This is a genomic window from Kosakonia sp. S57, from assembly GCF_016516575.1.
In the GTDB taxonomy this organism is placed as follows: Bacteria; Pseudomonadota; Gammaproteobacteria; order Enterobacterales; family Enterobacteriaceae; genus Kosakonia; species Kosakonia cowanii.
The window spans coordinates 139,822-153,990 of the sequence record NZ_JACVUL010000013.1; the positions used below are offsets into that span (position 1 = coordinate 139,822).

The following is a 14,169-nucleotide window of genomic DNA, read 5'->3' on the forward strand; positions in this document are numbered from 1 at the left end:
ACTCTCAACAGGTAAAAAAAACCGCCATTACGGCGGTTTTATCAACATAACGTTCAATCCGCTCAGTGGCTCTCAAGCCAGCGCTGAATCACCGGGCCGATGCTTTTCAACGCCTCCGGGCTGAACATACCGTTATGGGTGCCCGGCACAGGGTGGACGATGATATTGCCATCAACATAGTTTGCCCAGAGCTGAGGATCGAAATCCTCTTCCCCGGCATCACGCTGCGTCGCTTTGAAGAAGAGCATATCACCGCGATAGCATCCCGGTGTCGTGGCGGCCAGCAGCAGCGGCGCATCGCGAAGTTCGGCAAAGATACGCTCGAAAATGATCGGCTCTACGTCCGCGAGCGGGTGTTCCATCACCTGCAACTCACGCCGCAGCCCCTCAACAGAGAAGAGTGCCTGGTCATCCGGCACGGCACCCACCAGCGCTTCGAACAGCACCTTCAGCCCCTCTTCATCGCTCATTATCGTCTCAAGATAACGCTCCCCGAGCGGATAGCCATCCAGCAGCACCAGCGTGCTGACCTGATGCCCCTCTTTTTGTAGCAGCGTGGCGACCTCATGGGCCAGATGGCAGCCGAAAGACCAGCCGAGGAGAGCGTAAGGGCCTTCTGGCTGGACTTTGTAGATCTCCGCCAGATAGGTTTTCGCCAGCGCCGCTACCGATGCCGCTGCCTCGCCGGTGCTGATCCTGCTCGCCTGCAGACCGTAGATCGGCTGCTGCTCGCCGAGGTAGCCAATAAGCCCGGAGTATGACCAGCTCAGGCCGCCGCCGGGAGGCAGACAGAACAGCGCGGCTTTATCGCCCAGCGGTTGCAGCGGCAGCATCACATCCAGCATGCTGCTGCGCCGGTTGCTCTCCAGCCGCTGCGCCAGCATCGCGACCGTTGGCGATTCAAACAGATCGCGGATGGTCAGCTTCACCTGCAATTCGCGGTCAATTTGCGTAATCAGGCGCGCCGCCAGCAGAGAGTGGCCGCCCATGGCGAAGAAGCTGCTGTCAATGCTGACGTTCTCAACCTTGAGCAGCGTGCTGAATTTCTCTGCCAGCCAGATCTCCCGCTCGCTTTGCGGTTGACGCCCGGCCTGGGTGCTGAAGTCAGGCTTCGGCAGCGACCTAATCGCCAGTTTACCGTTGGCGTTGAGCGGCAACGCCTCCAGCAGCACCACCGCAGCAGGCACCATAAAGTCCGGGAGACGTTCACGGGCAAACTGTTGCAGCGCTTCAGGCAATGCCGGGGGCGCATCGCTCGCCACCACATAGGCGACCAGCTGTTTATGGCCCGCCGCATCTTCAAGCGGAATAACCGCCACCTGCTGCACGGCCTCATGCTGCTTCAGCACGATCTCGATTTCACCTGGCTCGATTCGGAAGCCGCGAATTTTCACCTGCTGATCGCCGCGGCTGACAAAGCTGATGGCGCCGTCGCGGCGGCGTTTAACTCTATCGCCGGTGCGATACATACGGCTCCCGGCAGGCCCGTAAGGGTCGGCGACAAAGTGCGCCGCGCTAAGCCCCGGATGGTTCACGTAGCCGCGCGCCAGCCCGCGTCCGGCGATGTAAAGCTCGCCTGCAACGCCCTCCGGCTGCGGTTGTAAGTACTCATCCAGCACATATAAGCAGGTGTTATCCATCGCGTAGCCGATCGGCACATCCAGATAGGGCGCATCCGCCTGCGTAATCGGGTAATCCGTGGCGTAAGTCGTCGTCTCTGTCGGGCCGTAGATGTTCATCAGCTCAAGATCCGGTAAGTGCTCGCGCACGGACTGTACCGCGCTTGGGGAGATCTTCTCCCCGCCGGTATAGACTTTGCTGACCCCCGCCAGGCACTGCCACGCCTCTTCGGCAATCAGGCGGAACAGCCCGGAGGTTAAAAACACCGCGGTGACGTTGCGATCGGTAATTGTCGAGGTGATCACCGCCAGATCCAGCGCTTCCCCCGGCACAATCACCGCCTGGTGGCCGTTGAGCAGCGCCGCCCAGATCTCATAGGTTGAGGCATCAAAGGCATACGGCGAGTGCAGCAGAATGCGCTGATGATGTTCTCCCTGCCAGCGGCGATCCCGCGCCAGCGCAACGACATTATCCTGGGTAATGGCAATCCCTTTCGGTTGACCGGTGGAGCCGGAGGTAAACATCACGTAAGCGATATGGTCAGGCTTGAGCGGCGTGGCGATAGTCGGCGCTTCTTCTTGCGTATGGGCATTATTGACCGTCAGCACGGCAATACCCTCCGGCAGAGGCGTCGCGCTGTGCTGCTCATCTACCACCGCGATGCGCACATCCAGCGTATGGGTAATATGCTGCCAGCGCTCAAACGGATCGCTGGTGCGCAGCGGCACATAGAAGCCGCCCGCTTTCACCACGGCGAGCACGCCAATCACCAGCGAGAGTGAACGCTCCAGCAGTAACGCCACGCCCTGTTCCGCTTTCACGCCCTGCTGTTGCAGGCTGTGCGCTAAGGCATTGGCGCGCGCATCCAGCTCCTGGTAGGTCAACTGCTCGTCGCCACAGCTGATGGCGATGTGATGCGGCGTTTTCGCCACCTGGCAGGCAAACGCCTGCGCTAATGTGGCTGGCGGCAGATCCACAAAGGTGTCATTGCCGATATGAATAAGCGCGTCGCGCTGTTCGCCGCTCAGCAACGGCAGGTTTTTCACCGGCCGATCCGGCGAGGCGACCGCCGCCTGCAACAGCTGCACAAAGTAACCAGCCAGCGCAGTCACCGTTGAGCGATCAAACAGCTCGACCGGGAAGTCGATTTGCGCATCAAGCGCGCAGACTTCGCCATTTTCGCCGCTAATCTCGTCAAAGTTAAACAGCAGATCAAACTTGGTCGTCACCAGACCGACCGGCTGGTGGGCTGCCTGCACATCCACCAACTGCGGCGGCGTATTGGCGTTGTTTTGCAGCACCATCATCACCTGGAAGAGGGGATGTCTGGCGGAGGAGCGCCCCGGATTCAACGCTTTTACCACCCAGTCGAACGGCACATCCTGATTGACGTAGGCGGAGAGCATATATTCGCGAACGCTGGCAAGCGCGGCACGGAAGCTGGGATTTGCCGCCAGATCGACGCGCAGCACCAGCGTATTGACGAAAAAGCCCACCAGATCGCCGATGGCTTCATCCGAGCGTCCCGCTGCGGCGGTACCAAGCGTAATATCATCGCCCGCGCCCATGCGGCTAAAGAGGATAGCGGCGGTCGCCTGTAGCAGCATAAAGGGCGTTACCCCTTCCTGTTGCGTCAGGGTTTTAATCCGTTGATAGAGCGCCTCGTCGATCCGGAAATGGACCCGCTCGCCCACATAGCTCGGTGACGCCGGGTGCGGACGGTCAACGGGCAGCAGCATCTCTTCCGGCGCGTCCGCCAGCGCGCTGCGCCAGAAGGCGATCTGTTGGGCGCAGAGCGGCGTGTTCTCCTCGATTTCGCCGAGCAGGCTGCGCTGCCAGAGCGCATAGTCAGCGTACTGCACCGCAAGCGGCGTCCACGTCGGCACCTGCTGCTGGCAGCGCGCGTTGTAAGCGCAGGAGATATCGTGGAAAAGCGGCGCCAGCGAGCCGCCATCGCAGGCGATATGGTGAATGACAATCAGCAACACCTGTTCGTGGGTCTGCGGCAAGCGGAACAGCGTACAGCGCAGCGGGATCTCCCGCGCCAGGTCAAAGGCATAGGTTGATGCCTCATCCAGCGCACCGGCGAGCGCTTCCTCAGTTACTGATTTCACCGACAGCGTCATCTCGACCGAATCAGCGACGAGGATATGCTGGTAAGGCTGCTCCTGATGGAGCGGATAGAGGGTGCGTAACACTTCATGGCGCGCCACCACATCACGCAGTGCCTGGCCCAGCGCCTCTTCATTCAGCGGCCCGCTGAAGCGCACGGCGAGCGGCATATTATAGGCCGCGTGGTTATCGTCGAGATTCTTCAGCAGCCACATGCGCTGCTGGGCAAAGGAGAGCGGCAGATACTCGCCGCGCGGCTGTGGGGTCAGCGCCACTTTCGGGGCGATATCCGCCTGCGCCAGCTGGCTGGCGAGCTGTGCCACGGTGGGGTAGTCAAACAGCGTACGGATGGGCACATTTTTGCCCAGCTCGCTGCTGATGCGGCTTATCAGACGCATCGCTAACAGCGAATGGCCGCCGAGCATAAAGAAGTTGTCATCAATGCCCGGCGCGTCCAGCTGCAACACCTCAGCGAAGAGGCCCGCTAACATCTCCTCCTGCGCATTACGCGGCTGACGCCGGGTTGCGCTCTGCATCATGCTTGGTTTCGGCAGTGCGCGTTTATCCAGCTTGCCGTTAATGGTCAGCGGGAATTTCTCCATCTGCACAATGGCCGCTGGCACCATATATTCCGGCAGTTTATCCGCCGCATGATGGCGTAGCGCCGCCATGTCGACAGGGCTGGAGCCGTCACTGATGATATAGCCCACCAGCTGCGGGTTGCCGGGGTTATCGTTTTGCAGGATCACCTCGGCCTGGGTCACCTGCGGATAGCTCGCCAGCGCGGCGGCAATCTCGCCCAGCTCAATGCGGAACCCGCGCAGTTTCACCTGCTGATCGGCGCGGCCTAAGTAGTTCAGCTCGCCTTTGCGGGTGCGGATCGCCACATCACCGGAGCGGTACATGCGCGTGCCTGGCTCGCCATACGGGTCGGCAACAAAGCGTTCGCTGCTTAGCGCCACGCGGTTCAGGTAGCCGCGCGCGAGGCCTGCGCCGCTGATATACATCTCCCCCTCTACGCCTGGCGGAACAGGTTGCAGCGCATCGTCTAACAGATGGATATGCAGATCCGGGATCGCCACGCCAATCAGGCTACCGGAGGCGTTGCGCGCCCCCTCCGCCGTCAGCGGCTGATAGCTCACATGGACGGTAGTTTCGGTGATGCCGTACATATTAATCAGCTCCGGCGCAGCGTCGTCATGGCGCTGATACCAGCGCTCAAGCTGGCTCAGATCGAGCGCTTCCCCGCCAAACACCACTTTGCGCAGCGCTAATGGGTAGCGTGCTGGGGCAGCGGCGTTTTCCGCTTCAATCAGCTGATAGAAGGCGGAAGGCGTCTGGTTGAGGATGGTGACCCGTTTGTCGCTCAGCAGCTGCAAAAAGGCCTGCGGATCGCGGCTGACGATAAACGGCACCACCACCAGTTCGCCGCCGTAGAGCAGCGGGCCCCAGATCTCCCAGACGGAGAAGTCGAAGGAGCAGGAGTGGAACAGCGTCCAGATGTCGGTGCGGGCAAAGTCAAACCAGCCCTCGGTGGCCGCAAAGAGGCGCAGCACATTGCTGTGGTGGATCATCACCCCTTTCGGTTTACCGGTGGAGCCGGAGGTGTAGATGATGTACGCCAGGCTCTCCGGGGTGACCGGGCGCAGGCGCTCATTGTCACTGAGATCCTCGGCGCTCAGCCCGGCAAGCTGCTGCTGGCACTGGGGCGTATCGAGCAGCAGTTCGGGCAGCGTGCTGCTTAGCGTACCGGCATACTCCGCGAGGGTGATAATCAGCGCTGGTCTGGCGTCATCAATAATGTAGGCCAGACGATCTGCCGGGTTATGCACATCCAGCGGCAGGTAGGCCGCACCCGCTTTGACGATGGCGAGCAGCGCCACCAGCGTCTCCATGGTGCGCGGCAGCGCCAGCGCGACGCTATCTTCCGTGCCGATACCGCGGCTTACCAGATAGCGTGCCAGCTGGTTGGCGCGCTGGTTCAGCTCGCCGTAGCTCATCGTCTTATCGCCGAGGCTCAGCGCCGTTGCCTGCGGTGTTTCACGCACCCGCTGTTCGAAAACCTGATGCAGCGTGGCGTCAGCCCACTGGTTAAAAGAGGTGCAGACCGGCACGGCGGCCTGGCACTCCTCCGCCAGCAGCAGCGGAACGCTGCCGACGCGCCGCTGCGGCTCGGCCATTACGGCGTTCAGTACCAGCACGAAACGCTCGGCCAGCGCTTCGGCGGTGGCATCGGCAAACAGATCAGTGGCGTATTCGAGAATGCCGTTAAGCGCCGTGGGCGTCTCTTCGATATTAAAGGTCAGATCGAACTTCGCCACCGGCAGCAGCGGTGTGGCAACTCTGGTTTGCAGATGGTCAAAGCGCGCTTCGCTGTAGGCCATATTTTGCAGTACCAGCATCACCTGGAAGAGGGGATGGCGCGCCAGCGAACGCTCAGGATTTAGCGCTTCGACCAGGTTATCAAAGGGGAGATCCTGGTGTTCGTAGGCTTGCAGCGCATAGTCGCGAACCTTCTCCAGCAGGGCGCTGAAGGTGAGGTTGTCGTCAATGGTGGCACGCATCACCAGCGTGTTGATAAAGAAGCCAACCAGCGGTTCGAGCGCCTCATCGCTGCGCCCGGCAATGGCGGTACCGACGGGAATGTCGTCACCTGCGCCCATGCGGTGCAGCAGCACCGCCAGCGCCGCCTGCAACACCATAAACAGGCTGGCGTTGTGCCCTTTCGCCACCTCAAGCAGGCGCGCGTGCAGCGATTCATCGATGGTAAAGCGACACTGCTTGCCCTGGTAGCTTGCGCGCGCCGGGCGCGGACGGTCGAGAGGCAGTTTCAGTTCGTCAGGGAGATCGGCGAGGGTGTTGCGCCACCAGGCGAGCTGGCGGCCCGCCAGGCTTTCAGTGGCATTGATCTCGCCCAGCCAGTCGTTCTGCCACAGAGCATAATCGCCATAGTTCACCGCAAGCGGCGCAAAGGCCGGATCCAGACCTTGCGCACGGGCATTATAGGCCGCGGCGAGATCATGCAGGAGCGGAGAGAGCGAACTGCCATCGCTGGCGATATGGTGCATTAAAAACAGCAGCAGATGGCGCTCTTCATTGATGGTAAAGAGCCACGCGCGGCAGGGATCTTCCCCGGCTAAATTGAAGGTGTATTGCGCGGCGCTCAGCATCCGGCTTTGCAGATCGTCAGACGCAACGTGTTCGGTTATCAGAGTGCAGGCTGCCTCCTCATCCCCGGTAACATGCTGATAAACGCTGCCGTCGGGCTGCTGTAAAAAGCGCGTGCGCAGCGTTTCGTGGCGCAGCTTCACATCGTTGAGTGCCGCCGCCAGCGCCGCTACATTTACTTCGCCCGTAAGCTCCAGCGTCAGCGGCATATTGTAGGTGGCGGTTTGCCCCTCGATACGATCGATCATCCACAGCCGACGCTGCGCGGCGGAAAGCGGCAGACGGGCCGGTTTTTCACGCGCCTGTAGCAGCAAACGCGAAGGCGCGGCGGCGTGCAAACGCTCGGCAAACTGCGCCACCGTCGGCGCTTCAAAGAGATCGCGGATCGCAGGATCAACACGCATTTCGCGGCGCACTTTGCTGACCAGACGCGACGCCAGCAGCGAGTGGCCGCCGAGGGCAAAGAAGTTGTCATCAATGCCGATGTCATCCAGGCCGAGCACTTCGGCGAAGAGTGCGCAGAGCATGCTCTCCCGCTCATTGCGTGCGCCACGATGCTGCGCGGCGGTAAAGTGCGGCGCGGGCAGGGCGCGCATATCCACTTTGCCGTTGGCGTTTAGCGGGAAGGTCTCCAGTGGGATAATCAGTGCCGGCACCATAAAGTCCGGCAGCTGCGCGCTCAGCGCCGCGCGCAGCTGTTCCGCATCGAAGTCCACCGCTTTGCGCGGGATAACATAGGCGACAATCTGCTTATTGCCTGCGTTTGGCTCGACGATGCAGGCCAGCGCCTGCGCCACGGCAGGCTGCTGTTGCAGCGCGGTTTCCACTTCCGCCAGCTCAATACGGAAGCCGCGAATTTTCACCTGCTGATCGCCACGGCTAAGGTATTCGAGCACGCCATCTTCACGCCAGCGCGCCCAGTCCCCGGAGCGGTACATGCGCTCGCCGGGCTGCGCGAAGGGGTTGGCGACAAAGTGCGTTGCCGTCAGCACCGGCTGGTTCTGGTAGCCGCGCGCCAGGCCGAGACCGGCGATATACAACTCGCCGGGAACGCCGACCGGCACCGGATTGAGATAGCCATCCAGCACGTAGGTCTGCATGTTATCGATCGGCGCGCCGATGGGCACCGTCGTCTCCGTCGGTATGCCCGGCATCAGGTGCGTGGTGGTAAAGGTAGTGGTTTCCGTCGGGCCGTAGCCGTTCATCATCTTCAGCGCAGGGCAGTGCGTCATGACCTTTCTGATCGCCGCCACCGGCAGCACATCACCCCCGGCAATCAGCAGCCGCACCGCTTTCAGGGCGCTGGCATGCTCCTCGGCCATCAGGCGGAACAGACCGGCGGTGAGCCACAGCGCGGTCACGTTTTCCGCCATGACGATCTGTGCCAGCGCATCGATATCCAGCTCACCGGCCGGGGCGACAATCAGCTGACCGCCGCACAGCAGCGGCACCCACAGTTCATAGGTGGAGGCATCAAAGGCTGACGGGGAGTGCAGCAAGACGCGCTGATGATCCTCCGCCGACCAGCGGCGGTCGAGGGCAAGCGCTGCCACACTCTGCTGGTTGATGGCAATCCCTTTCGGTTTACCGGTCGAACCGGAGGTGTACATGATGTAGGCCAGACTCTGCGCCGCACTGGCTACTGCCGGGTTGGTCTCTGTTCCGGCCTGCTGCGCGTCGTCCGCCGGGTGAATGATATGCGCGGCATCCGGTAACGGCAGACCCGCGTCGGCGATAAGCAGCGTGGCACCTGCGTCATCCAGCATCATCTGCTGGCGCTCAAGGGGGTCGCGCGGGCGCAGCGGCAGGTAAGCGCCGCCCGCTTTGATCACCGCAAGCGTGGCAATCACTTCATCAATGGAGTGCTGCATCAGCAGCCCGGCGCAGAAGGTCTTCCCGCCGTTCAGGGCTATCAGCCGGTGCGCCAGACGGTTCGCCGCCTGGTTTAGCTGGCTGTAGGTCACCGTTTTGCTGCCTTGCTTAACGGCAATGGCGTCCGGCGTGCGCCGCACCTGCTGTTCAAACAGCGCGGCTAAACGCACTTCAGGCAGCGCGACACGGGTGGCATTCCAGCCGCTGAGCAGCGTTTCGCGCTGGGCAGAGGTTAATAGCGCCAGCTCGCCAACGCGGGTAGTCGGCGCATTTACCAGCGTCTCAATCACGTGGACTACGCGTTCGGCAACGCCCTCGATGGTGCGCGCGTTATAGAGATCGGTGGCGTATTCGATATACCCGCTTACGCGCCCGTGCTGCTCATCAATGTTGAAATTAAACAGCAGATCAAATTTCGCGCTGCTGGTGGGCAGCTCCAGCTGTTCAAGCTGTAACCCTTCGAAGCTGACAGCCTGCGGCCATGGCGTATCGACCGCCAGCATCACCTGGAACAGCGGATGTTTCGCCAGCGAGCGGTCTGGTGCCAGGGCTTCGACAAGGCGCTCGAAGGGGAGATCCTGGTGTTCATTGACCTCCAGCACTGCACTGCGCGCCAGCTCAATGAGCGTGCGTAATTCCGGGTTGCCGGAGGCCTGGGTACGCAGCACCGCGGTGTTGGCGAAGTAGCCAATCATCGGGATCTGCGCGATATCGGTACGGCCATAGATCGGCGTGCCGATGGCAATGTCGTCGCCCGCGCCCATGCGGTGCAGCAGCGCCACCAGGCCTGCGTGCAGCAGCATAAACAGGCTGGCACCCGTTTGTGCGCTCAGCGCTGCAAGCTTTGCAAAGACATCATCCGGCAGCGTAAAGGCGACGCGATCGCCCGCATAGCTGGCGCGCGCCGGACGGGGGCGATCGCCTGCCAGCGTAATCTCTTCCGGCAGCCCCTGCAGTTGATTGCGCCAGTAGGCCATCTGCCTGGCGAAGAGAGCGTTCTCATCCTGCTCTTCACTGAGCAGCGCGCGTTGCCAGAGGGCGTAATCCGCATACTGCACCGCAAGCGGCACAAGATCGGGGGCGTGGCCTGCCTGGCGCGCCTGCCAGCAGAGGCTCAGATCCTGCAACAGCGGGAAGAGGGAGCCGCCGTCGCCTGCGGTGTGGTGGATCACCAGCAGCAGAACATGCTGCTCTGGCGCAAGTTGATAGAGCCAGCCTTTGATCGGCAGCTCGCGATCTAGGGAAAAAATATGCGCGCTGTGCTGCATCAACTGGGCGTTCAGATCGTCTGGCGCAATGGCTTGTTGTTGCAGGGTAAATGCCGCCTCTTGCGGCGTCAGCACCTGCTGGCAAGGGGTATCTTCCTGCTGGGTTAAGCGCGTACGCAGGCTCTCATGGCGGGCGATAACATCCGCCAGCGCCTGCGTCAGCATTGCGGCATCCAGTTTGCCGTTAAGCCTGATGGCGAGCGGCATATTGTAGGCGCTGCCCGGCGCGATCTGCTCCTGTAGCCACAGGCGTTGCTGGGCAAACGACATCGGCAGCAGGGCGGGGCGCGGTTGCGCCACCAGCGCAGGGCGCACGGGCGCGCCGCTTCCGGCCTCAATCAGCCTGCTCAGCTCGGCGACGGTTGGCGCGTCAAAGATCGCTTTCAGCGAGATCTCACTGTTGAACGCTTCGCGGATGCGGCTCAGCAGTTTCAGCGCCAGCAGCGAATGGCCGCCAAGGCTGAAGAAGTTGTCATCGATTCCCGGTAACGCGCTGTCCAGACACTCGGCAAAGAGCTGGCACAGTTTTTCCTGCTGCGGCGTGGAGGGCAGCACGCGGGCGGGCGCGGTGAAAGCCGGAGCGGGCAGGGCGCGGCGGTCAATTTTGCCATTCGTCGTGAGGGGGAACTGCTCCAGCACCATCATCACTGACGGCACCATATAATCCGGCAGCTGTTTGCCTAAGTCGGCGCGCAGCGTGTCGGGCGAACAGTGCGCGCCATCGTGCGGCACCACGTAAGCTACCAGCCGTTTTTGCCCGGAGGCTTTTTCATCATGCGCGAGCACCAGCGCCTGCTTAATCGCCTTTGAGCCCAGCAGCGCATTTTCGATATCACCAAGCTCAATGCGGTAACCGCGGATCTTCACCTGGTTATCCGCGCGCCCGAGGAAGCCGATCTGCATATCCTGCTCCCAGAAGGCGATATCCCCGGTGCGGTACATGCGCGACCCTTCAGGGCCAAAGGGGTTGGCGACAAAGCGCTCGCTGGTGAGATCGGCGCGTTTCAGGTAGCCAAACGCCAGGCCGTCGCCAGCGATATAGAGCTCACCTGGCTGGCCAACCGGCACCGGTTGCAGCGCGCTGTCGAGGATATAAACCTGGGTGTTGTTGATCGGCAGACCGATGATGGAAGGGGCCACGCGATCGGCGGTCAGTTCGCGCAGGGTTGACCAGATTGTCGTTTCCGTTGGCCCGTAAACCTGAATCACTCTTGATGCCAGCGTCACCATCTGTTCGGCCAGATTGGCTGCCAGCGCGTCACCGCCCACCAGCGCGGTGAGACCTGCCAGCGCCTGCGGTTGATAGCTGACCAGGCCCTGCCACAACGCTGGCGTACCCTGCAAATGGGTGATGTTCCAGCGATGGATCTCATTTGCCAGCAGATGCGGGTCGCGCGCCGCATCGCGTGAAGCGATCACCACCGCTGCGCCGTTGAGCAGCGGCAGGAAAAGCTCCAGCGCGGCAATATCAAACCCGACCGTGGTGACGGCCATTAAACGATGCTCCGCCGAGAGCTGAACATGTTCCTGCATCGCCAGCATAAAATTGGTCAATGCATGATGGGGGATCAGCACCCCTTTCGGCGCGCCGGTCGAGCCGGAGGTGAAGAGCACATACGCTGCCTGCTGCCGCTGGGCGGGCGATACGACAGGGTCGGTTTCTGGCTGCGAAATAATGCCTGCAATAATGGCGTTGTCATCTATTTGATATTGCGGGAATTGTGCAACCAGATGCGACGTCCCGGAGGTGGTTAACAGGCAGGTCGGCGCGGCGGTGGCGAGAATATGTTTTATCCGCTCAGCGGGGTGATCGGGATCTAATGGCATATAGACCGCACCGGCTTTCATGATCGCCAGCATGGCGATCACCAGATTATCCGTGCGCGGCAGCAGCAGCCCGACAATGTCGCCCGGCCGTACCCCCTGCTGGCGTAAATAGTGGCTCATTTGGTTGACCAGGCTATTTAGCTGCCCATAGCTCAGCGCGCTCTCCTCGTAGAAGATAGCCGGAGCATCGGGTGTAAGCTGAACCTGTTTTTCAAAGCACTCCGCAAGCGTAAGGGAAGGTGTCGGCGCGGCAGTTTTATCATTCAGCAGGGCAATCTGCTGCTGCTCACTGGCGCTCAGTAACGCGGGGACGCCGATGGCCATCTCAGGGTTAGCAATCAGTTCACTGAACAGCGCCGTCATTCTTTCATAATGGGTAAGCAGCTGTTGCTCGCTATATAGCGCGCTGTTGGCATCGAAGCCCAGCACGATGGTGCGCTCACCGCCATAGCCAAAGAAGAAGATGCTCAAATCTTCCACCGGGCCGTTGGAGAGATTCACGGAAAAGGTTTCCGCCCCTGTCAGCGCGAGGCTTTCGCCGAAGAGTTCAACGTTAATCGCCGTGTTAAACAGCGGGCGCGTGACGTTAAGCTCGCGAAGCAGATCTTCATGGCGGTATTGCTGGTGGCGCAACGAGGAGATCATCTCCTTCATCGCCTGCGCCATCACGTCGTTGAGGGTCAGCGCCGGCGATAAGTTTAAGCGCAGCGGCATGATATTCGACATTAAGCCAGGAATGCTGCGCTGCGCTCGCCCAACGCGTGCCGCCATTGGAAAGCCAATCACCAAATCTTCATTACCGGTAATGCGATAGAGATAGATCGCGCTCAGGGCGGTGAGCAGCTGCGGCAGCGTAAAGCCGGAGTCGCTGGCCCGCTGCATGATGGCGTCATGAAACGGTTTTTCCAGCGGGATGCGCTGGCGGATAAGCTGGTCACAGGGGGCGGCGCGCCCGGCGAGGCTCACCGGCTCCGGCAGATCGCTAAAGCGCGATACCCAGTAATCTCTGTCGCGCGCGAAACGTTTTGAGTGGCGATACTCAATATCATCGGCCATCAACGTTTTAAAGCTGCCGAAAGGCGAGGGGGAGACCGGCTCGCCGGCGATTAAGTCGTTGTAGATTTCAATGGCGCGGCTGAGGAGCAGCGCGGCGCCAAAACCGTCGGTAAGAATGTGATGGCTGCACTGATAATAGAGATGTTTGTTTTCGGCAATCTTAACCAGGAAAAAGGTAAACAGATGCTTTTCAGAGAGTGAATAAGCTCTGTTTGTCTGCGCCGTCATATATTCAATGGCGGTTGCCCACGGGTCGTCCATCATACTGAAATCATAAAAGCCTGCTTCATAATCATTAACCGGCGTCAATGATTGCCTGACGTCGTTATTTTCATGAAAAAAACGGCCATGCATGGCATCTGTTTCAGCAATCATTGTTTTTATAGCGTCTTTAAATAGTGATGGGTTAATTGCGCCATCAATAATTAAATACTCACTAATATTATTATTTGCTTGATTCAGTGCGACTTCATTCGCTAACCACATGCCCATCTGAGCCGACGTTAAAGCGAAATAATCCATGTCTTCTGGTGCGGACATATAAAACCTCAATATTAAAGCGAAATAGGATAACGAGTGGGCAACACGGGGTTATAAATTTTGTAAACTTTTCGGCTTGATATCCTTCCAGTTTTCCTCAATGTACTCAATGCACGCCTTGCGGCTGGCGGGCCCGCAGACCACGTCCCAGCCCTCGGGGACAACCATAAATTCCGGCCATAAAGAGTGCTGATTCTCTGCGTTTACTAATACTAAAAAAGTAATGTTTTCATTTTCGAATGGATTGCTCATTTACTTGCCCCTGTAATAATAAAAACGAGGGTAATATTTATAGAATAAAAATCTGGAAGGCAATCTGTAATAGGAGGCTGTAAAAGAGATAACTTCTTGTTGTGATCTATCTCACGTTTTATTGCTAATTAATAATAGCGTGAATAAATAAGAATTTTATCGAGCGGCTAAGCTTTAAATAGTATAGATAAAAGAAATGGCAATTTTATTTTTTGAATAATATTAATGTTTAAAATGTGCTCTCAGGTATTAATTAATATAAAGCGCGGTGTGTGGTTAATAATCGAACGAAGTTCGATGGAGAGTCCGTACGTCAGAAACGAAAAACCCCCGCCGAAGGCGAGGGTTAAGAATAAGTGGTGCCCGGACCCGGACTAACGCCGAAGGCGTTGAACAGCGCGCCTGTCGCGCTGGCCCCGAAGGGGTGAGCCGCTTGCGGCGAATAATCGAACGA

Annotated in this window: 2 protein-coding genes; both read right to left on the reverse strand. The window is 59.6% G+C overall.

What is annotated here, in order from left to right; genetic code table 11:
* Positions 1-62 precede the first annotated feature (62 nt).
* Positions 63-13,463 (reverse strand): amino acid adenylation domain-containing protein, encoded by a 13,401-nt coding sequence (locus IAE48_RS14365; RefSeq protein ID WP_200134795.1) that lies wholly within the window; start codon positions 13,461-13,463, stop codon positions 63-65.
* Positions 13,464-13,514: 51 nt separating this feature from the next.
* Complete coding sequence (locus IAE48_RS14370) at positions 13,515-13,715, reverse strand: MbtH family protein (protein ID WP_200134796.1); 201 nt, start codon at positions 13,713-13,715, stop codon at positions 13,515-13,517.
* Positions 13,716-14,169 lie beyond the last annotated feature (454 nt).